The sequence below is a fragment of the Sphingobacterium sp. BS-2 genome, assembly GCF_046161205.1.
Lineage (GTDB): Bacteria > Bacteroidota > Bacteroidia > Sphingobacteriales > Sphingobacteriaceae > Sphingobacterium > Sphingobacterium mizutaii.
Window position 1 is genome coordinate 115,918 of record NZ_JBIXGO010000015.1, and the last position, 24,282, is coordinate 140,199.

At 39.1% G+C, this 24,282-nt stretch carries 21 protein-coding genes and 1 tRNA gene; 11 read left to right on the forward strand and 11 right to left on the reverse strand.

Annotated elements, in window-relative coordinates; translation table 11 throughout:
• Window positions 1-351 precede the first annotated feature (351 nt).
• Window positions 352-2,133, forward strand: coding sequence for a glycoside hydrolase domain-containing protein (locus ACK2WI_RS06865; RefSeq protein ID WP_409150173.1), 1,782 nt, complete (start codon window positions 352-354; stop codon window positions 2,131-2,133).
• A 62-nt stretch (window positions 2,134-2,195) separates the two neighbouring features.
• Entirely contained in the window at window positions 2,196-4,358 is a 2,163-nt protein-coding gene (locus tag ACK2WI_RS06870; RefSeq protein ID WP_409150174.1) for an alpha-galactosidase, read from the forward strand.
• A 75-nt stretch (window positions 4,359-4,433) separates the two neighbouring features.
• On the opposite strand, the gene ACK2WI_RS06875 is transcribed toward ACK2WI_RS06870, so the two are convergent.
• Window positions 4,434-4,826: a hypothetical protein gene (locus tag ACK2WI_RS06875; RefSeq protein WP_409150175.1), complete on the reverse strand. Its 393-nt coding sequence runs from the start codon at window positions 4,824-4,826 to the stop codon at window positions 4,434-4,436.
• A gap of 225 nt (window positions 4,827-5,051) precedes the next feature.
• On the opposite strand from ACK2WI_RS06875, the gene ACK2WI_RS06880 reads away from it, so the two are divergent.
• Together ACK2WI_RS06880 and ACK2WI_RS06885 are read left to right on the forward strand one after the other, a co-directional pair.
• Window positions 5,052-5,768 (forward strand): basic secretory protein-like protein, encoded by a 717-nt coding sequence (locus tag ACK2WI_RS06880; protein WP_313368423.1) that lies wholly within the window; start codon window positions 5,052-5,054, stop codon window positions 5,766-5,768.
• A gap of 1 nt (window position 5,769) precedes the next feature.
• A complete protein-coding gene (locus ACK2WI_RS06885; RefSeq protein ID WP_409150176.1) occupies window positions 5,770-8,076 on the forward strand; it encodes a GH92 family glycosyl hydrolase in 2,307 nt (768 codons plus the stop codon).
• A gap of 70 nt (window positions 8,077-8,146) precedes the next feature.
• On the opposite strand, the gene ACK2WI_RS06890 is transcribed toward ACK2WI_RS06885, so the two are convergent.
• The 6 genes from ACK2WI_RS06890 to ACK2WI_RS06915 all read right to left on the reverse strand — a co-directional run bounded on the left by ACK2WI_RS06890 (window position 8,147) and on the right by ACK2WI_RS06915 (window position 13,181).
• Complete coding sequence (locus ACK2WI_RS06890) at window positions 8,147-8,803, reverse strand: hypothetical protein (protein ID WP_093097870.1); 657 nt, start codon at window positions 8,801-8,803, stop codon at window positions 8,147-8,149.
• Window positions 8,804-8,907: 104 nt separating this feature from the next.
• Window positions 8,908-9,414: an STM3941 family protein gene (locus ACK2WI_RS06895; protein WP_409150177.1), complete on the reverse strand. Its 507-nt coding sequence runs from the start codon at window positions 9,412-9,414 to the stop codon at window positions 8,908-8,910.
• A gap of 18 nt (window positions 9,415-9,432) precedes the next feature.
• Window positions 9,433-9,816 (reverse strand): DoxX family protein, encoded by a 384-nt coding sequence (locus tag ACK2WI_RS06900; protein WP_409150178.1) that lies wholly within the window; start codon window positions 9,814-9,816, stop codon window positions 9,433-9,435.
• Between the two features lie 53 nt (window positions 9,817-9,869).
• A complete protein-coding gene (locus ACK2WI_RS06905; protein WP_409150179.1) occupies window positions 9,870-11,207 on the reverse strand; it encodes an ankyrin repeat domain-containing protein in 1,338 nt (445 codons plus the stop codon).
• A 12-nt stretch (window positions 11,208-11,219) separates the two neighbouring features.
• Window positions 11,220-12,410, reverse strand: a complete 1,191-nt coding sequence (locus tag ACK2WI_RS06910; protein ID WP_409150180.1) for an ankyrin repeat domain-containing protein — start codon at window positions 12,408-12,410, stop codon at window positions 11,220-11,222.
• 18 nt (window positions 12,411-12,428) lie between these two features.
• Window positions 12,429-13,181: a hypothetical protein gene (locus ACK2WI_RS06915; protein WP_409150181.1), complete on the reverse strand. Its 753-nt coding sequence runs from the start codon at window positions 13,179-13,181 to the stop codon at window positions 12,429-12,431.
• Window positions 13,182-13,516: 335 nt separating this feature from the next.
• On the opposite strand from ACK2WI_RS06915, the gene ACK2WI_RS06920 reads away from it, so the two are divergent.
• On the forward strand, window positions 13,517-14,305 hold the full coding sequence (locus ACK2WI_RS06920; RefSeq protein WP_312698046.1) for a phosphatase PAP2 family protein: 789 nt from the start codon (window positions 13,517-13,519) through the stop codon (window positions 14,303-14,305).
• Between the two features lie 2 nt (window positions 14,306-14,307).
• Here the strand turns inward: ACK2WI_RS06920 and ACK2WI_RS06925 are convergent, their stop codons facing one another.
• Both ACK2WI_RS06925 and ACK2WI_RS06930 read right to left on the reverse strand, forming a co-directional pair.
• A complete protein-coding gene (locus tag ACK2WI_RS06925; RefSeq protein ID WP_093097860.1) occupies window positions 14,308-14,814 on the reverse strand; it encodes a hypothetical protein in 507 nt (168 codons plus the stop codon).
• 48 nt (window positions 14,815-14,862) lie between these two features.
• Window positions 14,863-15,552, reverse strand: a complete 690-nt coding sequence (locus ACK2WI_RS06930) for a prolyl oligopeptidase family serine peptidase (protein ID WP_093097858.1) — start codon at window positions 15,550-15,552, stop codon at window positions 14,863-14,865.
• 214 nt (window positions 15,553-15,766) lie between these two features.
• On the opposite strand from ACK2WI_RS06930, the gene ACK2WI_RS06935 reads away from it, so the two are divergent.
• From ACK2WI_RS06935 to ACK2WI_RS06950, 4 genes are all read left to right on the forward strand, one after another.
• Entirely contained in the window at window positions 15,767-16,162 is a 396-nt protein-coding gene (locus tag ACK2WI_RS06935) for a c-type cytochrome (protein ID WP_313368430.1), read from the forward strand.
• Between the two features lie 14 nt (window positions 16,163-16,176).
• Window positions 16,177-16,452 (forward strand): SelT/SelW/SelH family protein, encoded by a 276-nt coding sequence (locus tag ACK2WI_RS06940; RefSeq protein WP_312698048.1) that lies wholly within the window; start codon window positions 16,177-16,179, stop codon window positions 16,450-16,452.
• Window positions 16,453-16,556: 104 nt separating this feature from the next.
• Window positions 16,557-17,783: an exonuclease SbcCD subunit D gene (locus ACK2WI_RS06945; RefSeq protein ID WP_409150182.1), complete on the forward strand. Its 1,227-nt coding sequence runs from the start codon at window positions 16,557-16,559 to the stop codon at window positions 17,781-17,783.
• A gap of 2 nt (window positions 17,784-17,785) precedes the next feature.
• On the forward strand, window positions 17,786-20,827 hold the full coding sequence (locus ACK2WI_RS06950) for an SbcC/MukB-like Walker B domain-containing protein (protein WP_409150183.1): 3,042 nt from the start codon (window positions 17,786-17,788) through the stop codon (window positions 20,825-20,827).
• A gap of 107 nt (window positions 20,828-20,934) precedes the next feature.
• On the opposite strand, the gene ACK2WI_RS06955 is transcribed toward ACK2WI_RS06950, so the two are convergent.
• Window positions 20,935-21,471 (reverse strand): hypothetical protein, encoded by a 537-nt coding sequence (locus tag ACK2WI_RS06955; RefSeq protein ID WP_409150184.1) that lies wholly within the window; start codon window positions 21,469-21,471, stop codon window positions 20,935-20,937.
• 320 nt (window positions 21,472-21,791) lie between these two features.
• Here ACK2WI_RS06955 and ACK2WI_RS06960 point away from each other — a divergent pair.
• Window positions 21,792-21,873 (forward strand) — tRNA-Leu (locus ACK2WI_RS06960).
• Window positions 21,874-22,018: 145 nt separating this feature from the next.
• Window positions 22,019-23,158 (forward strand): AbiH family protein, encoded by a 1,140-nt coding sequence (locus ACK2WI_RS06965; RefSeq protein WP_409150185.1) that lies wholly within the window; start codon window positions 22,019-22,021, stop codon window positions 23,156-23,158.
• 523 nt (window positions 23,159-23,681) lie between these two features.
• Here ACK2WI_RS06965 and ACK2WI_RS06970 read toward each other — a convergent pair.
• Complete coding sequence (locus ACK2WI_RS06970) at window positions 23,682-24,197, reverse strand: DUF5362 family protein (RefSeq protein WP_312698052.1); 516 nt, start codon at window positions 24,195-24,197, stop codon at window positions 23,682-23,684.
• Window positions 24,198-24,282 lie beyond the last annotated feature (85 nt).

Here is a 24,282-nt window from a genome sequence, read left to right on the forward strand (position 1 = left end):
CGCTATTTTGTTTCCAAGAACCTGAAAAAAACTTTCCTCCTCAACAAAAAGAATGATAGGGTTTAATTAAACGAAACTAACAAAGGGAGGTTAGTTTATTTAGACTCATTAAAAACAAGTACAAATATAGAATGAAAATATTTGATTGCAACATATTTTATACAAATAATAAAATAGTTGAAATTCAGTTAATTGGATGCTATTTGTTTGAATAACTAATCGGTTGCAGTCTTGTATAATATTTTACTTACAATAACTTTCGGCCTGTCGCTTTTAAATTAATTCCTGTATCTTGTATATTGTATTCTTGTGGCAAAAATTGCTGCAGCATAATCAACTAAACTATCATCAATGAAAATCAATACTCCTAAATGGGTGGTTTTACTGAGTTTAGGCCTTACTTTCTTGACTGTTGAAGAAGCAAGTGCCCAAGGTAAAGCTGCACTTTCAGAAACCTTTGTCGAATTAGCTGATCCTACTGCCGATGTCAATGCTGACTGGTCTAAGGTAGGACCAGGCCTACATAGTTCTTTTGTAACAATCGATAAGCGATTTGCCAAGTCCTTGGCGCCTGAAATAGCCAAACAAAATAGAGTGAAAATTGAGGGCTGGAAAGGGGAGAAGTTATCTGCTCAGATCCTTCTTTGGACCAATGCTGATATTGCTGATGTTCATGTGGATGTTTCTGATCTGGTTTCAAAAAATAAAGCAGTGATTTCCAAGGCTGCTTCCGATGCGCGATTTGTGCGTTATGTCATGACCGATGAATTTGCAGGCGGTTGTGGATATAGGAAACCTGAGGATTTCGCCTCATCGCTAGCTCCCGATATGCTGGATAATCTTAAGTCGTTTGATATCCAAAAAAAGACAGCTCGACCAGTGTGGATCAGTGTAAAGATACCCGAAAATACGCAAGCGGGTCTTTACCAAGGGATTGTAACCATTTCTGCCAAGGGACAACCTAGCCAAAAATTGGGTTTAGAGCTGGATGTAATCAATCAAACCTTGCCTAAAGCAACAGAATGGAGCTATCACCTAGACCAATGGCAACACCCATCTGCAGTAGCAAGAGTTGAAGGCCTGGAAATGTGGAGTGATGCCCATTTTGAAGCCATGAAACCTGTGATGCAAATGCTTGCAGACGCCGGACAGAAGGTAATTACGACCACCTTGAACAAAGATCCTTGGAATGTACAGACCTATGATCCTTATGCTGACATGATTACCTGGACCAAGAATAGCGATGGAACTTGGACCTATGATTATGCCGTATTTGACCGTTGGGTTCAATTTATGATGGACCTAGGGGTTGATGACATGATAAACTGTTATTCTATCATTCCATGGAACAATGAGATCCATTATCAAGATGCCGCAAAAGGGGAGTTGGTCAATGTGGTTACCAAACCAGGGACTGCTATTTTTGAAGAGCTTTGGACTCCATTTTTGAAGGATTTCGTAAAACATCTGGATGCAAAAGGATGGTTGAAGAAAACCAATATTGCCATGGATGAAAGGGAAAGAGAACAGATGGACGCGGCTTTTGCCTTATTGGAAAAGGTAGCACCAGAAATTGGTATTTCTTATGCCGATAACCAAAAAACCTATCAGCGTTTTCCAAATTCAGAGGATATCAGTATCTCGGTAGGTCATCCTTTTTCAAAGGCTGATATTATGGATCGGCATAAAAGAGGCTTGAACAGTACCTTCTATATCTGTTGCTCGGATGGTTTCCCAAATCAGTTTACCTTCTCCGAACCGGCCGAGTCGACTTATTTGGGTTGGTATGCTTTGGCAACCGGTTTTGATGGAATGCTGAGATGGGCCTATAACTCATGGGTAGAAAATCCATTGACGGATTCTAGGTTCAGGACCTGGCCAGCAGGAGATACTTATATTGTTTATCCGAAAGGTCGATCATCAATCCGATATGAAAGAATGTTGGAAGGAATCCAAGATTATGAAAAAGCAAGGATTGTGATGAAGGCCTTGAAAGCTAAAAATGATCAAAAATCTATAGACAGCTTTCAAACAGCCATCAACAAGATGGAAGCCAATCAGCGTTTTGATGGTTGGAATGAGGAATTGAACAATGCCAAGACGCTATTGAACGAATTGTCAAGAAGTCTTTAGTCCAAAAATATTCACTTCGCAGCAGGCAGTTTGATTTCTATCAACTGCCTCTTTTTTAAATTATGAAAATCAACACTAAACTAATCCTAATTGCCTTACTATCGGTTTCATCGGTTCAGTTTTCAGCTGGACAGGTACAAAAAACCGCCAATAAAGATTGGCTGATCCAGTCAACGGGCTATTCATCAAAGATTGTAAACAATAAGGAAGACATTATCCTTGAAAATGGACTGATAAGAAGAACCTTTAAGAAAGCAGCTAACTTAGCCTGCTATGATTTCAGTAATCTCAGTAATGGTCAACAATTGATCCGAGCGATTGAGCCCGAGGCTATAGTGAATATCAATGGTAAAGAATATGAGATTGGTGGGTTAAAAGGGCAGAAGGAGAAAGCCTATTTCCTGACATCATGGTTTCCGACATTAAAAGCTAATCCTGATGCATTTGTATTTAAAACATCTCGGGAAGTGCCATTAGAGCAAGCTTTAAATAGCAAAAGTCCATTTTGGTCCTCCCATTCGGAACAAGCCAAGGGCATTGGCTTAGTCTTGGAATTTCAGCATCCTGAATTACCCGGGATTAGCGTCGATGTACATTATGAAATCTATGATGGACTTCCGGTCCTTCGAAAATGGGTGGAAGTCAGGAATGAAAGCCAAAAGAAGATCGAAGTAAATCGCTTGGTCAATGAGATACTTTCCTTGGTAGAGGAGGAATCAGCTGTCGTAGGCAGTACGGAGGATATGAAAAAGCAATCGGGAATCTATTTTGAGACCAATTATGCTTTTAATAACGCAATGAAATACCGTCTATCCGATCAAACCTTGCATTGGGAAAAAGATACAACTTATACTTCGCAGGTCAATTATGATTTAACTACGCCGGCAAAGGCCTTGGTCTATCCGAAAGATGTATCTAAGATCGAAATGCTGCCCAAACAGAAATTTACTTCCGTTAAGACTTTTGAATTACTACATGATAGCCATGACCAGGAACGCAGAGGCTTAGCTATCAGGAGGATGTACCGGTATTTAACGCCATGGACCAATGCTAATCCTATATTTATGCATTTGGTAAGTAAAAATAGGGAGGAAGTGATTACAGCTATTGATCAATGTGCTGCAACGGGCTATGAGGCGGTAATCCTGAGTTTTGGTAGCCATTTGAAGATGGAGCTAAACACGGCCGAGAACCATAAAGAATGGAAGGAATTGGCGGATTATGCAAAGTCCAAGGGAATTAAATTAGGGGGCTATACTTTATTTAGTTCAAGAAGTATTAACCCAGAAACTGATGTCATCAATCCGAAAACCGGAAAACCCGGAGGTGCATTTTTTGGGAATGCGCCATGTTTTGGTAGCCAATGGGGTTTGGATTATGCACAAGCAATTAAGGATTTTTTCAAGAATACCGGTTTTAGTATTTTGGAAATGGATGGGCCATATCCGGGAGATGTCTGTGCGTCGCACGACCATCCGGGGCATCATGGCTTGGAAGACTCCCAATTTGCGCAGATGGAAATCCAGAAGTCTATTTTCCATGAATTGAATCAGATGGGCGTATATATCAATGCGCCAGATTGGTATTTTCTAGATGGTACAAATAAAATTGCCTTGGGGTATCGGGAAGTTAATTTCTCCTTGTCGAGAGATCAGCAAAAGATTTTGAACCGCCAAAATATCTATGATGGTACCTGGGAAAAGACGCCGTCAATGGGTTGGGGATTTGTTCCTTTGACAGCCTACCATGGAGGCGGTGCAGATGCAGTTTTGGAACCATTAAATGATCATTTGGAAGATTATAAACAATTGATGATGCAATATTATGGCGCCGGCGTTCAAGCTTGTTATAGAGGTCCTCGATTGTATGATACAGATAAGACTAAAGCCACCGTCATTGAGGTGATTGATTGGTATAAGAAATATCGCGATATCTTGAATGCAGATATCATCCACCTACGTCGAGCAGATGGAAGGAATTGGGACGGTATTTTACATGTCGATCCAAATGGAAAAGAAAAGGGTTTGGGTATGTTGTATAATCCAACTGATAAAGAGATGCATATTCATGTTGATCTGCCGCTTTACTACACTGGATTGGAACAGGATGTGCAGATTGCCTTCGAGGGTAAGAACCCCCAAAAGCATCAATTGGCAAGAGATTATAAATTGAGTTTACCTGTTAAGATTCCTGCGAAAAGCTATACTTGGTTTACCGTTAATTAAAAAGGAAAGGCTGATCCGGAGCCGGATCAGCCTTTTTTGATTATAGAAATATTATAGAAAATAATACAAGATTAATTAGCATGTTTCCAATAACCCTATTCCAAGGGCGAACATGCAGGTGCTAACTAAAACGGTCGCCACAAAAACTAGAGATATCCAGTTGTTGCTGGTTGTCCTACCTTCGCCCATAGCCCCAAAGAAAAATCCAGCAGAGATCAATACCGCTAAAGCAACAAAGCCAGCTCTAAGGAACCAAGTAAGGGTTTCATCATATCCAGTATGATCAATCAGCAATTGAGATATCAATGCAATGATAGAAAACACAGCAGCATTGGAATGTCCAGATTTAAACATTCTAAACTGAAATAGGGTCAAATGCAAGGATTTGTATTTGCCTTGCAGGAACCGCAGAAGAAAGTGCCCTCCAAATTCTATCGAAGGAAAAATAAATAAGATTATTGCACTCATTATTTTAGCCTCTTGGCTAATGCCTTGTTATTTTTAATAAAGGTTGGTGAACTTTGGGCTCAAAAAATGAACTTAGGTTAATAAATACTGTTGTAACAATCCTAGATTTTTATAGTATTACTAATCTTTTTAAATATATTTGATTACTAGATTATCGTTTTAGTTGGCTCAAAACAGCAATTATTGGCAAGAGTTCACTAAATATTTAATAAATCAATTAGCCCAATGAGAAAAAACACATTAACATTCGCATTAAGCATATTTTTGGGTATTTCTATTTCTTCAAGCCATGCGCAAAGCTGGGAACATACCGAGGATGACCGAAAGGTTGCCGTCGAGCTGGATACTTTGAAGAAGAAGGGGTATACCTTGATATGGATCAATAAGGACAAAGAGTTTAGTGCGGTCACTAAACAAGAACTTATTGACACTTATTTCACCAACTACCCTAAGTTGGCCAAAAAGTATAATAAGAAAACAAGGAAGGAAGTGACCTTTGTCATCGATCCGGAGTATGATGGTGTCGCTGCTACAGCGGGAGGGATCGTTCGATACAGTCCTAATTGGTTGAAGAAAAACCCACATGATATTGATGTCGTGACGCATGAAGTCATGCATATCGTTCAGGCATATCCCAACGGATCTGGGCCTTGGTGGATTACTGAAGGCATTGCGGATTATATTCGTTTTAAATATGGGGTAGCCAATGAAGCAGGTAATTGGAGACTTCCGGAATTTAATGAAAAACAGAAATATACCGATTCTTATAGGATTACTGCGCGATTCTTCCATTGGATAGAAGAACATAAGAAAAAGAACTTTGTCAAGAAGTTAGATCAGGCGATGCGTGATAAAGTCTATACTGATGAGTTTTGGGCAAGAGAAACCGGAAAAACGATTGATGAACTTTGGTCGGAATATGCCTCAAATCCTGTAATTTAATATGATGAAAAAGAACTATATGAATTTTGCCAAAGTATTGGCTTTTGTGGTCATTCCGCTAATGTCGAATGCCCAACAGCCAAACTTGAGCCAATACGTCAAACCATTGATCGGAACTGCAAAAATGGGGCATACCTTTCCTGGGGCAACTGTTCCTTTTGGATCGGTACAGTTGAGCCCCGAAACCGATACCATCCCTTATGCGGTCAACGGACAATATACTGGAGATGTGTATAAATATTGTGCAGGATATCAATATGATGACCCTACGATCGTCGGCTTTAGCCATACCCATTTTTCAGGAACAGGACATTCCGACCTTGGGGATATTTTGGTTATGCCAACCCAAGGAAAGGTGCAATTGAATCCAGGAACATCGGACCGTCCGCAAGATGGATATAGATCTCCATATAGTCATGATAATGAGCTTGCTGAGGCGAATTACTATAAGGTGAAGTTGGATAAGCATAATATCCAAGCAGAATTGACTACAAGCACCCGTGTGGGTGTGCATCGTTATACTTTTCCAGCTTCTGATCAATCTCATTTGATATTGGACTTGACTTCTGGCATCTATAATTATGATGGCAAAAATGTGTGGACAGTCGTTCGTGTGCTGAATGATTCCACTATTACAGGATATAGGCAGACCAATGGTTGGGCAAGGACCAGAACTGTATATTTTGCTATCAAGACTTCTAAAGCCTTTAAGAATTATGGTGCCAAATATTTGGATAAGAATGTGCAATACAAGGGTTTCTGGAGGAAATTCAACCAAGAGGATAATTTCCCGGATCTAGCGGCGCATAATATCAAAATGCATTTGGATTTTGATACCAAAGAAGGGGAGCAGGTCATGATGAAAGTCGCGTTGAGTCCAGTAAGCATGAAGAATGCCTTGGAAAATATGCAGGCAGAAACGCCAAACTGGAATTTTGAGGAGATCGTCAATAAAGGTAAATCAGATTGGAATAAAGAGCTGGAGAAATTTAAGGTAGATATGCTGAACAAAGAGGATCTGGTTAACTTTTATACCTCTGTTTATCATGCTAACCTAATGCCAACTGTTTATATGGACCTTAATGGTGAGTACAAAGGCTTGGATCAAGAGGTACATAAGGCAGATGGTTTTACAAATTACACCTCTTTTTCTCTATGGGATACCTTTAGGGCTTTTCATCCTTGGTTGAATTTGGTCGATCCGAAGAGAAATGCAGATATGGTTTCATCCATGATGGCCCATCATGAGCAATCGGTATTGAATATGTTGCCGATCTGGTCGCATTATGCCAATGAAAACTGGTGTATGAGTGGCTATCATTCCGTATCGGTGGTTGTGGATGCGATCATGAAAGGCGTGTACAAGGGAGATGCGGAGGCGGCCTTGAATGCCTGTGTGCAGACTGCCAATGCAAGAAGATATGAGGGCATAGGCGATTATATCGATTTGGGCTATGTTCCGGATGATAAAAATGGCACTTCGGTTTCCAATACCTTGGAATATGCTTATGATGATTGGTGTATTGCACAATTAGCCGAGAAATTGGGTAAGGCAGAGATCGCAGCAGAATTCAATAAACGCGCTGAGAATTGGAAGAACCTATATGATGAACGCATTGGTTTTATGCGTCCTAAAGATAGCAAAGGTGTATTTAGAGAAAAATTTGATGTATTAGATACGCATGGACAGGGATTTATTGAGGGGAATACTTGGAATTATTCCTTGTATGTTCCACATCAACCGGTTCAATTGATGGAAACTATGGGTGGACAGAAGCGATTTGAAACTTATTTAGATTCCTTGTTTACCATGCACCTTCCTGATAAGTATTTTGAGAATACTGAAGATATCACGCGTGAGGGGATCATAGGGAATTATGTTCATGGAAATGAACCTTCACACCATGTTGCCTATCTATACAACATCACAAAAAGCCCTTGGAAGGCCCAAGAAAGAATCAGGCAGATTATCCGTAACCAATACCACAATGGACCTGCAGGTTTAGGTGGGAATGATGATTGTGGACAAATGTCGGCTTGGTACCTGTTCAGTTCATTGGGTTTTTATCCGGTTGCACCTGGAGACACTCATTATTGGTTAGGAAGCCCTTTAGTAAAGTCGGCTGAGGTACAATTGGAAAATGGCAAAACCTTGAAGGTATTGGCTAAAAACCAATCGGAGAAAAATGTATATGTGAGCAAGGTGTTGTGGAATGGGCAAGAAGTGAAAGACTTTAAGATTTCACATACTGATATTTCAAATGGGGGAGAGCTGCAATTTGTGATGGCTTCAAAACCTAGGAAATAATTAAACACTTATAAAAATAACAAGGGGCAATGAAATTCATTGCCCCTTGTTTAGATATGTAGTGTAATGTTTATTCAGGTAAATTCCCTAATGCTAAGTTATCCATGATCTTACCTACCTCGTCGATGCTGTATCCTTCTCCTTCGACTTTCATTAGGTACCTTTTTTTATGCAGCCATTCAATGGTTGAGGTTTGCCTATCATTGAATTTAGATTCTGTCAGTTTTGCTCTTTGACCTTTGTATTCCATTGTTTTTTCGGTCATATCATCAGTGATTCTTTCCGAATCCTGGTTGAATCCATAGAATGCAAGGCCAGTAATGGAGCTTGCTGCTTCACCCGCCCCATCTAAGATGGAGATTTCAATCGTTTTTGAAGCATCTTCGTTTTGGTAGGTCGCATTTGCACTGGAAACACCAATGGAAGCGGATTCACCAAGATTGATGGAGGTTCTTTTCAGACCTTCCAAGGTTTCAGGTAGCACCTTTTTTAATTCATCATTACTTACAGGAGTCTTTTCTTTTAAGGCGTTCATCTGCGCTTCAATGTCCTTCATTGCTTTCTCCAGGCCATTAAGACCTTTGATAGCTTCTCCGGCATTGCTTATGTTTTCGATGATTCCTGTATCTTCTGAATCCCCTTCTTCCTCTGATTTGCTAGATCCGCCGCAAGCGACAAATAGACTGCATCCCAGAACAAGTGATGCAAATAAAAACTGTTTTTTCATATTAGGATAGTTTTTGTGTCCTGCAAATCTAAAACAATTAGGTAGTTAGGGCTAGTAATTAATGGAAATTACCTGAATTCAGGTATCGATAAAGAGTAATTACCTTATAGATTTAAATATTTGCTAATTGCCTTGGACATTTCTTCCGGAGAACCATCGACCTCAGCTATGGAAATTCGGATGACCCCTTTCATCGCTTTTAGATAGGTATCTCGGACAAAGAAGCTCTTCATCCTGTCAGCATATTTCTGAGGATCTTTGACATAGATGTCCAAAAAGTTTCCGTTGAAATTGATGTCCGCTAAATCGTCCCATTCAATCAATTCTGCTGCCTTGGCAACAGGCGTGGTGTTGGAGGTAATTCCATTAGTACCAATGCTGAGTGCGATTTCATCGGACTTTTTTCCAAACAGTTTCATGTAGGTGAATGCTCCAAAGCCCAACAGAGCGATAAAGATGCTGCCATATTTCCCCATGGAAACCGCATAACTATTGGTGTCTACGAACCATTTGTAATAGGCAAAGCCTAAGCCAGCGATTCCTAAAAGGAGGAAAATCATGGCCATATTGTTTAATTTTTTCTGACTGTATTTAAAATTTGTCAATTCCATTGTTCTGTATTTTTTATGTTAAACTTTGTCCACTGAATATTTTCCAGCACCCGTAAAGAATAGGCAAGCTGAAATGAAAAGCATGGCTAGGGCTGCTGTCATCAATTCTATAGAATCCCCATTAGGTAGATGAACCATGAAAATGGCGATCAAGAAATTGATGAAGATTAACACAGCAGAGAGTTTGGTTTGCCAACCGATCAATAACAAGAAACCGGCGATCATCTGAATTGCTACCGATACTATTGCAGAAACTGTTGGGAAAGGGAATTTATTTTTTCCCAAAAAGCCAGCAAATTCCTGCATATGGTCCCAACTGATGAGGTTGTCAAATACCCCGTACATAAGCCTTAAGCCTATAAAGACCCGGATTAAGAGTAGTCCAATTGATATGTTGGTCATATTGTTCAATTTCCCTAAGCAACATTAATTTTGTCAAAATGTTTTGCCTAATGTTAACCAGCCAATATTTTTTTCTTTTCTACATCAAATTCTTCCTGAGTTAAGATTCCTGCATCCAACAGGTCTTTAAGATCCATCAAAGCCTTTTTCTTATCGACAGGGGCGCTGCTATTGCCAGCAGCTGGGCTTGGAGCTGCGGTATTTGGAGCTTCTTTTCCTTGGGTAGATCCAAATTGGATGAGCAGGGCAGTAATTTCATTGAATCCCTTGATGTTCGAGTAATCTATAGCTTTTTGTTCCTTTACATTGACCAATTGTGGATCTGCATGGTTTTCTAAAAGATATTTTAGCACATCTTTTTTGCCATTTGCTGCTGCGTAATGAAGTGCTGTATTCCCTGATTCATCTTGCATATCGATGTTTGCGCCGCGTTCAATCAATAATTTGACCATGCTCAGGTGTCCATTTTTGACGGCATGTTGAAGTAAGCTCTCGCCACCTTGGGATTCATTCACATTAAAATTGAACTGGGCATCAATGGAAAGATTATTGTTGGTCTCTACATAATCCAGATAACCATACATTGCCTGGCTATTTCCAGAAACAGGCCTGCTGTGGTTTACATCTAGGCCATTATCAAGAAGCAGGGATACGATTTCTTTTTGGTTGTGGGAACATGCATGCCAAATAGGGGAAACGCCTTCAGCACTGCTGATTGAGACGTCTGCGCCATTGTCCAAAAGGTTTTTTACCATGGCTTTGTTGCCTTCATAACAAGCGACCAAGATTGCTGATTCACCAAATTGATTGATCTGGTTGACATCAGCTCCATTTTCCAATAGTAATTCAACCATTGGTAGGTGTCTGTTTTTTACCGCCATCAATAGCGGGGTGTTCCCAGATTTGTTGCTGATGTCAGGGTTTGCTCCATTTTCAAGTAGAATTTTTGCAGCTTCCAGGCTTCTGTTTAATACTGCTAACATTAATGGGCTCTCGGTATTGTTGTTTAGGGTATTGACATCAAGACCTTTTTCGATCAGCGTTTTTAGAACATCTGCTTGACCGGTAGATGAGGTTAAATGGACTAAACTATTTCCTTTCAGGTCATTAATGTCCACTCTTGCACCTTCATCAATGAGATAAAGAGCCGTTTGTTTTTGTTTCTGTAGGCATGAAAAAAACAGGGGTGTTTCGCCTTGTTGATCTTCATAATCAAGATCGGCACCCTTTTCTGCCAAAAGCTTTACCAAGTCAAGGTAGCCTCGATGTGCGGCGTAATGCATCGCAGTACGGCCTTTTTCATCGGTATATTTGACATCTACTTCATTGTTTTCCAATAGTAATTCGGCTATTTTTCTTTTTCCGCCTTCGCAGGCGATGATAAATGACATGGACATAATTTCTTAGTTTTCTTTTTGTTGAGCGATTAATAGCAATTCGACTGTTTTTCCTTTTAAGTTGTCTTCGGAGGCAATCGCCATGGCAGATTGTTCCTTGTTGTTCAAGATGCTGGCAGTAGCGCCATTATCCAGTAGGAATTTTACTTTTTTGTAAGTTTCTTTGGCCGTATTCTGATCATAGTTGCTGTCTTTCATCACGACTTTATGTAAAAGGGTGTTGCCCAGGTCATCCTGTTCATTTATTTCAGGCTGCGCCTGTTTGAATACTTGTTCGAAGAAAGGAGATTTTTTCTGTGCAATCCAGTCCCAAGCAGAAACTGGTTTTCCGTAGTGCGGGGCTGTATTATTTAAATCAGCTCCATCTTCAATCATCTGCAAGATCAATTCGGTGTTTTCAGCTCCATCGATCATCCTGAGGTGGTTGTGCAGAGCTTTTTCTCCATTTTTGTTAGTTTGCTCAAAATCCATGCTTTCATATTCTGAAAGTTTCTTGTACTGCTCCGCATCATGTTTATGGGCAACCGCAATAAAGAAAGCCGAATTGCCTTCATTGTCCTGCTGATTAGGGCTGGCTCCATTCTGCAATAGGTTTTCAAGGACATGGTATTTATTGTTTTCCATGGCGATATGCAAGGAGGTTTTACCCACCTTATTTGTTTCGTTAATATCTACGCCTTCGCTTAAGAATATTTCGATATAACGGTTTATTTGTTCAGGAGTTATGCCATGTTTCCTGATGCTAATATTTAATAGATTGTCTTCCGATTGGTTCTTGAAATCCACCCTACAACCGGCATCGATCAAGGCTTGGATAATTGCGGGATCCGCTGCGCTTTCTACCGCAAAACTGATCAGCGTTTGGCCTGAAACCTCATCATTAATGTTTTCCGCTTGACCCAATAGGTTGCTGAAAAATGAAATAAATTCTTCATCAGGGTTTTTCACCTTGACCAGTTTTGAAAAGATACTGTCCTCAATTTTGTCGAGCATATAGATGTCTTTCTCGATTTCATTGTTCTGTAGCATTAAGCTAATAAGTTCATAGCCTTTTTTTCGGATAAGGGTATCGTAAAGTTGGGAATAATCGTAAGCATGCTGGCTATGAGGGATTCTTTCGCCTTGATTGTACAATTCAACAGCTTTGCTGATATCTCCGCTGTCGATGGCTTGAATGAGAGGTGTCTTTTCAAACATAGGGTGTAGTTTTATATGTTAAAGTATTTCGTTTTTAACTGATTTAGTCATGTCATATAGCTCTGAAGCCGGCCAAGGACTCCAAATTAATAAAACGTTGTTTTGGAGATTTGCTGTATCTCTGACGATATTAATTATTCTCTGTTTTAACAGGAGGGCAAGGGGTTCATCTGGATTTGTTAGGAAATGCCTGGAAATAAGTTCCTGATCCGGCGCTGAAAGTGTGATCCTGATTTCTTGGTCAATGGCCTCGATAGAGAGGAATTGAGCGGGTTTAATCAATGCCTCCTGCTTGATTTGTATGTTCTGCGGCATGTAACTATCGAAAGCTTTGACGATGTAGAGGCCATTTGGACGATTTACTGTGAAGAATTCAAAAGGACGGGTCTGATTAGGTGTACCTGTAATTTGGACCCCGGAAAGTAATCTATTGGCCTCTAGGTAGATTTCATCATAAAAGTCTTCGATTAATTTCTCAAATGATTTAAATTTTGATTTATCGTATTCATAGATAGAATCGGCATCCATGCCCTTGAATTTCTGGAGTTCTGCTTCCTGATAGATTTTCTTTAGCAGTTCTATTAGTCGCTCTCCAATAGCTGTATCTGCATATTTCAATTGATAGCCTGCGAAGGTTTCTGTATTTCTTGTGTATTCAGGTAAGTTTTCCAGTCTATAGGCATCAATTGCCTCAAAGAATTGTTCTGAAACGCCCATAGTCTCTAAAAACTTTGTTGCATCGCCATTTTCTGGTTTTTGGATATCGCTCATGTAAAATCAATTAGAATCATTTCTGTTTAGCTGAATTATCTTAAAGCTAAATGAAGAACGGCTTAAATGGTAGAAAAAATGTGCCAATGTATGGTTGATTTATATAATTGCACCAGTTTTTAAAAGATTGGGGATTGTTTTGCTTAACTAGCAGTGATTTGTTTTTTGCTTTTGACGTGTAGATAATAAGTGACTTAAGAAAAAATACCTTGTTATAGGTATTTCTATTGTTGTGGTTTAATAATAAATTAGTTCTAATAATACTATGTTTAGTAATAGGAAAAAGTATTATTAAAATAATCAATTATTATTTCATGACCTAATTTATTTCATGGATGGAGCTACTTCTGAAGTACGGAGCAATCTTATTACGCTTAATACTAATGTTTGTTTTGCATTTCAATGGGCAATGCTGTTTCTGCCAACAGGACAGTGCCTTTGTCCAATACATGCCGGTAAAAAAAAGAGGTTTGCCAGATGTAATATTTAATGAGGAATTGCTGGCTCCGATTGGTTTTATTAGCTACGGTATTGCTTCAGTTAAGAGCCCTTATTTGCAGAAGCAGAATCACTTAATCCGAGATAATCTACAGGCCGATAATCCAATTAGGATAAGAATTGATGATTTTACCCAATATGCTGCTACGGGATCTTATTTTGCATTTGATCTCATGGGAGTCAAGGCAAAGCATAATTTAAAGTCCAGGTTGTTTGTTGCGTCAGTTGCCCATATCATCATGGGAAGTACGGTGAACCTGATGAAAAAGAGTGTGCCTATCCTAAGACCTGATTTTTCTGCATCCAATTCATTTCCTTCTGGCCATACCGCTACGGCATTTGTTGGTGCTGAATTGATCTGGCAGGAATATAGGCATCAGTCTATTTGGTATGGGGTTGGGGCCTATACCGTCGCTGTGGGTACTGGCTTTTTTAGGATGTACAATAATCGCCATTGGTTGTCTGATGTGGTCATGGGGGCAGGGATAGGGGTGTTAAGTACCAAGATGGCTTATTGGATGCTGCCGCGACTGGAAGATCGGCTCCAAAAACGTAAAAATCCATTTCTATTGATGCCTTCCTATAATGGAAAACAGTTTATGCTGTCCTTTGCTGCTAATCTTTAGGTCTAAAGATTGATGCTATCATATGCCCAATGCAAGAGTGCCTGTCTTTGTTTGGGGCGGCATTGGAAATCTCCGAAGGTACAATTTCCCTTGACTTGGGCAATATGTCTTTTAAATGCTTTCCAACGTTTGATCTGTCTTTCATCATCTTCAGATCTTCTACCCATAAAGTATCGGCAATACCATTGGAACCATCCGCGGGGGTCCTGAGGGTTTATCCAGCCTTTTCTTTTCCATTCAGCTAGGGGTTGTGAAGCCTTTATTTTAAAGAAGTTTAGATTCGGGTCGCCGGCTTTGCTATCTCCATGATATAGCTTTGCTTTTTCAAACCATTCCTTTGGGAATTCAGATTGGCAATCATTCAGGTACTTTCCGTTGAATACGCCAAGTTCAAGCATTTCCTGTGGACTTAGTTGAGGTTGGAATTCAGGGTGGAAGTTTTTGCCCATAGGTTCTGTAAGCTCATAAGAATAGTCTTTTTGCATACTGTCATGGACCTGGATTAGCATAATGTTATTTTGAAGTAGATGTTTAATAGTAGCTATTCAAATATCTGATTATGAACCTTTGCTATGTTTGAACATGAAGTCGTAAATCTTTTCACCATGAAATAAACGTTCTACACTACCATGTGTTCCTCCCGGAATGATGGTGAGGGTGGCATCGGCGTTTTTATTGCATTTTTTGATGGCGTTGTAGATCTTCTTGGATTCAGAGGCAGGGACTGCACGGTCTGCGCTTCCGTGTTGGATCCATAGGGGCACTTGGGTCAGGTTGCAAGCATAACTCACGGTTCCACCGCCACAGATAGCAACTGCCGCAGCAAACCGATCTGGGTATTTTCCTGCGACATCCATGGTTCCATAACCGCCCATGCTCATGCCGCAAACATAAACTCGATGTTCATCGGCAGGGTAATCCTTCAGTACAGCATCCAATACATCGATAACTTTGTCTGGATCCCATCCATTGGAGGTCTGTGGGGCCACGATAATGGCTTCTAAGTCTTTTCCTCTTTCAATTGCCCTAAGTACGCCATATCGCTTGACACGGTTCAGATCGTGGCCAGAAAGACTGCGACCATGGAGAAAGACAATGACTGGAAGTTTTTCGTTCTTATCTATGTTATCAGGTGTTCTAACCCAATATGAATAACCAGTTTTAGATTTAATCGCTTTTAGTTGAGCGGAAGACGAAAAAGTCATCCCAAGAATTAAGCAGGTTAAGAGCAAAAAATGTTTGTACATAGCTATCGTTTCATGTTTTTGGCAAGAAGAGAGGCTTCGAGCCGGCTTGAATCAGTTAAAAATCAAGGCTCGCAAGATAGAAACAAAGAAGTTTTAAACCAAATGCTGTGGCGTAAGTGTTTGTCTAGTAATATTGTATATTTTTTCATGACATTTATATTACAATTCTATGTATTTTTTATTAAATTGCTGAACCATTAAAAATCAAAGAGATATGAAGAGAAAAGCTATCACACTGTTAAGTTTATTTGCCCTGGTCATTGGCCTGAGTGCATTTCATATAGGGGGACAAGAGGAAAGACCTCAGAATTTAAAGGTTCTTCCAAAGAACATCAGCCATGAAGAGTTGGATAGCACCATGAAATCCTTCAATATGGCCTTAGGCGTGAAATGTAATCATTGTCATGCTCCTAAGCCGAATGGAGAGAAGGGTTTAGACTTTGCTTCAGATGCTAACCCGAAGAAAAATATTGCAAGGCATATGATCAAAATGACGAAACAGATCAATAAAAAGCATTTCAACCGTGCTTATGATGGAGTGGTTTACAATATATCCTGTAATACCTGTCATAATGGAAAAACGGAAGCATTTACTGTTGTTAAACAATAATTTAGGTTAATGTATTGAAAGCAATAGTTCGCATAACTTATTGTCCCAAATGTGGTTGGATGCTACGAGCTGCTTACATGGCTCAAGAGCTTCTGACCACTTTTGTTGAGGACCTGCACTCGGTGAATCTGGAACCTAGTGAGATCAGTGGTCGTTACACGGTTTTCGTGAATGATGAAATAATTTTTGATAGGAAAAAGGAAGGTCGTTTCCCGGAAATCAAAGAACTTAAGCAATTGGTTCGCAATAGGGTTAATCCCGAAAAAGACCTCGGTCACTCCGACCGTTAAGGTATTCAAGAGGGGATAAGTCCCCAAAATCTTTCACATTTCTTAACCCTTTACAAAAAGAAAAATCTGTATTTTTAACTTTCACCATCACAGATTTATCGTAAATGCGCATATTACATACAGCAGATTGGCATCTGGGTAAAAAGCTTGATTTCTTTTCTCGGATTGAGGAGCAAAAGGAAGTTTTGGACGAAATATGTCAGATTGCCGATCGCGAAGAAGTTGACCTCGTTGTCGTTTCTGGAGATCTTTATGATACTTTTAATCCCCCAGTTGAAGCAACAGAATTACTTTACCGTACCTTAAAGCGACTTTCCAAGAATGGGAAAAGACCGGTTATCGCCATTGCAGGCAACCATGATTCGCCGGATCGTATTGACTCGCCCGATTCATTGGCCAGGGAATTGGGGATATTCTTTTTTGGACAACCGAACCTAAAGATAAATCCCATTACCGTAGAAGGTAATTTTGATGTAATAAGGGTGGATGAGGGCTTCTTGGAGATCAAACTTCCTAAGTATTATTATCCCCTCCGGATATTGAGCACAGCCTTTGCGAATGAAATTCGCCTGAAACAATACCTTGGCGATACGGATAAGGCTACCCAATTGCAGGAGCTTTTGAAAATGAGATGGCAGGAAACTGCTAATCAATATTGTGATAATTATGGGGTGAACCTATTGACCACTCATCTTTATATGCTGAAGAGAGGGGCTGAAGTGCTGGAAGAACCTGAAGGGGAAAAGCCGCTCCGATTAGGTTTCGCGGATCTCGTGTATTCTGATAGTATTCCCTCGCAAGTACAATATACAGCCTTAGGGCATTTACATAAGTTCCATGAAATCGGTCAGGGAACAGCTCCTGTGATCTATCCTGGAAGTCCATTGGCTTATTCCTTTTCGGAAAGCGGGCAAAAGAAACAGGTGATCATTGTTGATTTAGAGCCTAATAAGATTGCTCAATACAGGACTGTGCATCTGGAAAAAGGGAGGCCATTGGTTCGGATGCGTTTCAATGATATTGACGAAGCGGTGAAATGGTTGCATGATAATCCCAATGCTTTGGTCGAGCTTACTTTGGAATCTGATAATTTTTTAAGTTCCAGCGATTTAAAACGCGTTCATGAAGCGCATAATGGGATTATCCATGTTATTCCAGTGGTAAGTAAAAAGCAGGAACTGCAAAGTGGGCGATCGAGTGTAAACTTAGATCAAGACATGAAAGACCTGTTCAAGGATTATTTCAAATCGAAATACGGACAGGAACCTAATGAAGAATTAATGACCCTATTTAACGAGGTCGCAGCAAATACCTTAGAAAAAGAAGATTAAGTATGTTGCCATTATTTTTAAGTATTGAGGGGTTATATTCCTATCAAGAAAAACAATCTATAGATTTTTCAGAACTTACGGAAGCGGGATTATTTGGAATCTTCGGTAAGGTGGGTTCTGGGAAATCATCCATATTAGAGGCTATCAGTTTTGCGCTGTACGGTGATACCGAACGCTTGAATAAGACTGATAAACGAGCCTATAATATGATGAACTTAAAGTCTAATCAAGCGATGATAGTCTTTGAGTTCCTGAACTTTGAAAAACGAAAATTCCGCTTTGTGGCCCAATGGAGGCGAAGGAAAAATTTTGATGATACCACTCCGATTGAGCGTACGGCCTATGAATGGATTGATGGGCAATGGGTGCCGATGGAGTCTGCTGATGGGGCATTAGTAACGAATTTATCCTATCCTAACTTCAGAAGGACCATTATCATTCCGCAAGGTCAGTTTAAGGAGTTTTTAGAATTGAAGGGAAAGGATCGTTCCGAAATGATGAAGGAGATCTTTTACCTGAATAAATTTGATTTAGGACCTAAAGTGGGCTTTCTGCAAGCAGGTAACAACCGTAAGCTTGAAAACCTAAAAGGTGCCCTGTCTGGTTTTGAAAGCATTTCGACAGAAGTCCTCAATCAAAAGAAAATTGAGGTGGAAGAGGCTAAAAAGACCTTGGAGGTTACTCGAGCCGATTTTCAAGAGTTGCAGCAGAAGGTTCAGTCTTTGCAAGAATACAAGGACAAAGGGATCGAGCTGCAGCAAAAGGAAGCCCAGTTCAATGAACTGAATAGCAAAAAGGAGCGAGTTCAACAGCAAGAAGCTGAAGTCAACCGCTATGAAAGGACTTCTCAGGCTTTTAAAGAGCCATTGAATTACCTGCAATCGCTAAATATAGAACGTGAATCCTTGATCCATAAGATTGAGAATTTTCAGGTGGTGAAAGAGCGTCAATTGCAGGAAATTGATGTGATTGAAAAGGAGATTGCTTCTGTTCAGCATGATTATCTGAACCTTAATGTGTTCAGGGCTAAAACTGAAGATTATAAAAGGCTTATCCAGATCAAGGAGAACGATAAGAAGGAAAAGGAATTGGAGACTCGATTGACCAAAGGTACTCCCTTTGTGGAGAGGACCAAAGAGGCTGAGGTCAATCTTTCTAAGAAGTTGGAGGAGACTGAGAACAGGCTGGAAGAATTGAAATCAGAGAAAATTGATACTTCCCAGCTGATTGAAATGGAGAAATGGTATCATAAGAAGGATACCATCGAGCAACAACAAAAGAACTCCAACAAACTCTTGGAGCAATTGGCGCAAGAGGTTGATGTGGAGCAGGCTCTTTTCAATAAGTTAGGTTATACCGAGGATAACTGGGAGCAGATGATCGGGAATGAGCTGAAATTGATTGAAAACGATTTGAATAAGCTGCGGGAGCAAGAAACCCATCTGCAGGTTCAAGCGAAGTTGAGTCGATTTGCTACCGAACTACAATCTGGAATGCCTTGTCCGCTTTGTGGAGCATTGGATCATCCTGAACCCATGGTTGCAACGCATGTGCAGGAAGAGTTGAATAAGATTACCCAAGAGAAATATAATTTGGATGGAAAGCGGACCGAATTCCAAAAGCTGAAAGAACAGCTTACGAGGACCAGTATTTCCTTGCATACCAAAAGGACCAGTTTAGACCAATTGCAGAAAGATAATGATAGCCATTCCAGTAACTTGAATGAGCATCTGTCGGCATTTTCATGGTCTGGTTATTCATCAGAGGATACGGATGCTTTTGAGGCGCAGAAAGAGCGAGTGAAGCAAAGCGAACAGATCACATCTGGATTAGAGGCTGAGATCAAACAGATGCGTCAGGATCTGCAGAAGAGTAGGGAGAACATCCAGAAATTTGAAAAAGAACTTGATGCCATCAAGGCTGAAATAGCTGTTGTGAAAGGCGTAAGCCTGCATAGCAAGAATTCCCTGCAACAAGTGAACTTTGAGGAATTCTCAGAAATCGATCTTGATGAGGTGAAAAGATTGAAGTTGCACCTTGATCAACGCGTTGTACAGATTGAGAGTGATTACCTGACTTTGAACCAGAAACTGAATACCTATAAAACTAAATTGGCGGAGATTGCTGGTCAATATAGTGCTGCGAAAGAACAATTGAGCAATTTCAATCAGCAGATCAAGGTGAGGCAAGAACAACTTGCCAAATTATTGCGTGAGTATAAGTTTGCAGATATTACGCAAGTGCAGCATATTATCCAAAGACCAATGCCAGTTGATCAATTGCGTAAGGAATTTCAGCAATTTTATGTGAGATTAGAGGTCTTAGAGACGCAGATCAATTCTTTAAGGGACTTTTTGAAGGATAAGGACTTTTCCGAAGAGGAGTTAGAGACCAGCAGTAAGTTGTTTGAATTTAAGAAAGAAGAGCTCGAATTGCAATTGTCCTTAACAGGAGGATTGGAGAAAGAATTGGCGCATCTGACCTTGGAGATAGGTAAGAAAGAGAAGTTGTTGGAAGAGTTTGATCAACTGAATGCGCGAGGTGCCAATTTAAAGGTGCTAGAAAACCTATTCAAAGGGAATGGCTTTGTGAATTATGTATCCAGCATCCATTTAAGGCAGATGTGTGAAATGGCGAACGATCGTTTCCACCGATTGACCAGAAACCAGCTGAGCCTTACTATTAATGAAAATAATGAATTTGAGGTAATTGATTATCTCAATAATGGCTACAGGCGTTCGGTGAAGACCTTGTCAGGTGGGCAAAGCTTCCAAGCATCGCTATGCTTGGCATTAGCCTTAGCTGAAAACATTCAATCGCTGAATAAGTCTGATAGAAACTTCTTCTTTATTGATGAAGGCTTCGGTACCCAAGATTCAGAAAGTATCAATACGGTGTTTGATACCCTACAATATTTACATCATGAAAATAGGGTGGTGGGTATTATTTCGCATGTTGATGAGCTGAAGGAAAGGATTCCAAGGTCTGTCTCTGTGGAGAAGGACCAGGAAATGGGGTCAAAACTAAAAGCTTCGTGGAATTAACCAATTCCATTGAAAAGCCATAAAAATATGAAGGCCCCGTAATAAGCACGGGACCTTCATCAATTAAACATATAACCACTAACTAATAAAAAAACCTTAATCTCTATTTAGCCATTTGAACTTTCTACACTTGTAGTTTCTTGTGCTGGTTTTTCCACTGGCTTACGGTCCATGTCCCTACGTTTCATCTGACGATGCTGTGGTCTGTCGCCACGGTCCATTCTGCCCTTGCGGTTTTCAGCCATTTTATTCTTTAATATTTCTTGCTGCTCAGGAGTCAACAGTTTCATGAATTCATCACGTTCAGCCTTCATTTCATTTTTGCGAGCCTCACGATCAGCTTTTCTAGTTTCTTGTTTTTCCTTCCATTTCTTAGCTTGATCTAAATTGTAGGTATAAACATCTTGTTTTTGCTTATCCGTAAACTTCAATTCTTTGTCCAAGCGATCAGTTTTCATCTTTGCGATTTCCTCCGGGGTTTTGTTCATCATCTTACCCATTCTGTCTCCGCCACGGACATGTTTTCTATGTTTCATCTCTTGGCGAACCTCTGATCTATCTTTCTTTACGCTATCTTGTGTCTGTGCAGAAGCTGCAAAGCTTAAACCAGCAAATAAAGCAGCAAATGTTAATATCTTTTTCATAGTCTATCTATTTTTATTGTCCTTTTATTCTTTGAGCAATTCTGAGTGAAAACGTTTAAATCGAGTTTAGTTAAAGTATGTTAACGGATTCACGATTTTGGCAGTTTCCTTTTTTCGTTTTGCTTATTGGTAAGATGAAAAAGAGGGGGGATGGTTTATTTTGCACGATGTTAAATATTGTTAATGCAACCAATTGATGGTTTTTGGAGGGCTTTTGAAAAATAAATTGGCTAAAAATCAGTTAGTTTAGCGATGGGAGTAATTTTATTTTTGGAAAATAAAGGAGAGTACCTATATTTGCATCGTTCCAAAGGGAATAAGCCCAGGTGGCGGAATTGGTAGACGCGTTGGTCTCAAACACCAATGAAGCAATTCGTGCCGGTTCGATCCCGGCCCTGGGTACAAAACGAAAAGCTCATCATTCGATGAGCTTTTCGTTTTTTCAGACCTTATTAGGGAATCTTTGATTCCCCGTTTTTTAGGTTTTCAAGAAAGGGGTATATTAAGAATTGAAATATTATCTATCTTGATTAAATAATTCTCTAATATGTCTGAAAAAAATATCAATAAGATTTTTATTATAGGAAATGGATATGATTTAGGTCATGAATTGAAAACTAGTTATTCTGATTTTATTACTTGGTATCTTTGCGAAGTTGTAAATAGAAGCTTAAAATCCGGAACAAATATTTACGAGGATGATTGTTTACAAATATCAATTACCAGTTATTATTCTCCTTCAGCTCGTCACGAAGAGTGTTTAAAGATTTTTAAGGAAAAAATTAAGAATAATCTAGTTGATGATTTAATTGTTGAAAATTTAATCTCGCCAAGTTATCAGAGTTTTTTCATAGGAATAATACCTAAGACAAGATTCATGAAAAATCTTTTATCAAAATGTTTTGAAGTTGATTGGAATGGAATTGAATATGAAATATTTCATCAAATTAAAATATCTCATCATAAAATAGTTTCTAATTATAATGGACCCAATGTTTTTGAATCTGAAGATTTTATTGCCGAAAATCAAGAAATAAGGAAACTAAATAATAATATTATCTGTTTAAGGGATAATCTTATTGAATATTTAATTACTAAAAACGAACCTAAAGTTGATAAATCCAATTGGTTTAATATTCCATTAGATGTTCAGGCTGAACATATTAATGATGAATTAAAAGGCAAGGTTTTATTTCTAAATTTTAATTATACTACGCATTTATTTGATACTCAATATCTGTTGAATACTAGGTATGGAAAGAATTTTCAGACTCTTGAAGTATTAAATATTCATGGAAGCATTGATAATCGGGAGGATGTTGTTCTTGGTATTGGAGATGAAGAAAATGAATTTTATAAAGAAGTTGAAACTAATTATGGAGATAATTGGCTTAATTGTATGAAATCATTCCATTATTTACGCAACAGAAGGTATCAAAAACTTTTGCAGTTTATTTCTTATGAAGATTATGAAGTATATGTTATGGGACATTCTTGTAGCATTACTGATCGGACGTTGTTAAAAATGCTTTTTGAAAAAAGAGAATGTAAAAGAATTTATGTATTTCATTATAATGGGCAGGAATCATATTTTAAAACAGCGTACAATATTGCTAGAAATTTTACAGATAAGGTTAAGTTAAGGGAGGTATTAATGCCATATGACGAGTCATTGAAAATGAGATAACACTATATCTCCGATGAATCTGAAATATTCAGACCCCCTCTTTGCTTAACCTAGTTCTGCCACTCTCTATGCATAATCAAATATTTGAAACTATATGAAGGATTTGCTGGTTCCAATGGCAATCTATGAACAGGTGTTTCTCGGGTAATTTATCCTTTGTGGTTACTAAAGCTCTAGCTTTATTGACCACTATTTTAGTTCTAGCGTTTTCCAATGAAGCTTTCAAATGCTTAGCCCCAAAAAAAGTCAATCTCTTCTTTTGGAAGTTTTGGATTAGTACCTGAGAATAATTCCTGCATAAATACTCTTCATCCTGACCTATTTTATCTTATTAATATTCAGTAAATTTTAACCAATGTTTTTTAAAGATGCCCTGAAAGATATTTTTCGTTATCACGAGTTGTGTTTTAGCTTTTCTGAGTAATAGAAAGCTATTCCGAACAGATATTAATGAGACACAAAAAAGAGGTTCAGCAATTGCTAAACCTCCTTCTTCTTATTTCTAATTATTGTTTATTAAAAATTACAATCCACCGCCTCCAGACATTTTCGACAGAACGCCTGTGGCCAGTAGGCCAAAGAAGCTCAATAAATAGAGTCCTAGCATAACAATCGCCAAGATACCTATGAATTTATAGTGCTTTTTGAGAAAATTGAAAGCTGTCGTCAGTTGATCTGAATTGCGCATATTGATCGCATCTTGGAGGTTCTTCGCAAACTTATATAACCATAAAATCGGAGCGAAGTATAAACCAATCATAATGATCATCATGAGAAGGAAAGGGATCATTGCGAAGGCATTAACTTGTTCACGACTCGTAGAACTATTTCCAATAAAGTACAACATCATGAAAAAGGCAACCACTAAATAAAAGGCCATTCCAATCATGCCGAGTATCGACAGGAATTTTGCCCATTTTGAAGTTTCTCGCAGATACTCAATGGCGACAGGTCCAATTTTCAAATCATAGTTGGAGTAGGGATTGTTCTGCGGATTGATATTGTCTGCTTGCTCAAAGCTGTTTTCGTTGTTTTCCATAAGTTAGTTTTAAGGTTATTAATTTTTACACTACAATTTACTAATAATTTTTGGCGCAGGGTTAAATTTTTATTCTCTGTAGGGA

Coding starts and splice junctions, on each gene's coding strand:
- ACK2WI_RS06865 (WP_409150173.1), top strand. CDS start 352: ATGAAAATCAATACTCCTAAATGGGTGGTTTTACTGAGTTTAGGCCTT.
- ACK2WI_RS06870 (WP_409150174.1), top strand. CDS start 2,196: ATGAAAATCAACACTAAACTAATCCTAATTGCCTTACTATCGGTTTCA.
- ACK2WI_RS06875 (WP_409150175.1), bottom strand. CDS start 4,826: ATGAGTGCAATAATCTTATTTATTTTTCCTTCGATAGAATTTGGAGGG.
- ACK2WI_RS06880 (WP_313368423.1), top strand. CDS start 5,052: ATGAGAAAAAACACATTAACATTCGCATTAAGCATATTTTTGGGTATT.
- ACK2WI_RS06885 (WP_409150176.1), top strand. CDS start 5,770: ATGATGAAAAAGAACTATATGAATTTTGCCAAAGTATTGGCTTTTGTG.
- ACK2WI_RS06890 (WP_093097870.1), bottom strand. CDS start 8,803: ATGAAAAAACAGTTTTTATTTGCATCACTTGTTCTGGGATGCAGTCTA.
- ACK2WI_RS06895 (WP_409150177.1), bottom strand. CDS start 9,414: ATGGAATTGACAAATTTTAAATACAGTCAGAAAAAATTAAACAATATG.
- ACK2WI_RS06900 (WP_409150178.1), bottom strand. CDS start 9,816: ATGACCAACATATCAATTGGACTACTCTTAATCCGGGTCTTTATAGGC.
- ACK2WI_RS06905 (WP_409150179.1), bottom strand. CDS start 11,207: ATGTCATTTATCATCGCCTGCGAAGGCGGAAAAAGAAAAATAGCCGAA.
- ACK2WI_RS06910 (WP_409150180.1), bottom strand. CDS start 12,410: ATGTTTGAAAAGACACCTCTCATTCAAGCCATCGACAGCGGAGATATC.
- ACK2WI_RS06915 (WP_409150181.1), bottom strand. CDS start 13,181: ATGAGCGATATCCAAAAACCAGAAAATGGCGATGCAACAAAGTTTTTA.
- ACK2WI_RS06920 (WP_312698046.1), top strand. CDS start 13,517: ATGGAGCTACTTCTGAAGTACGGAGCAATCTTATTACGCTTAATACTA.
- ACK2WI_RS06925 (WP_093097860.1), bottom strand. CDS start 14,814: ATGCTAATCCAGGTCCATGACAGTATGCAAAAAGACTATTCTTATGAG.
- ACK2WI_RS06930 (WP_093097858.1), bottom strand. CDS start 15,552: ATGTACAAACATTTTTTGCTCTTAACCTGCTTAATTCTTGGGATGACT.
- ACK2WI_RS06935 (WP_313368430.1), top strand. CDS start 15,767: ATGAAGAGAAAAGCTATCACACTGTTAAGTTTATTTGCCCTGGTCATT.
- ACK2WI_RS06945 (WP_409150182.1), top strand. CDS start 16,557: ATGCGCATATTACATACAGCAGATTGGCATCTGGGTAAAAAGCTTGAT.
- ACK2WI_RS06950 (WP_409150183.1), top strand. CDS start 17,786: ATGTTGCCATTATTTTTAAGTATTGAGGGGTTATATTCCTATCAAGAA.
- ACK2WI_RS06955 (WP_409150184.1), bottom strand. CDS start 21,471: ATGAAAAAGATATTAACATTTGCTGCTTTATTTGCTGGTTTAAGCTTT.
- ACK2WI_RS06965 (WP_409150185.1), top strand. CDS start 22,019: ATGTCTGAAAAAAATATCAATAAGATTTTTATTATAGGAAATGGATAT.
- ACK2WI_RS06970 (WP_312698052.1), bottom strand. CDS start 24,197: ATGGAAAACAACGAAAACAGCTTTGAGCAAGCAGACAATATCAATCCG.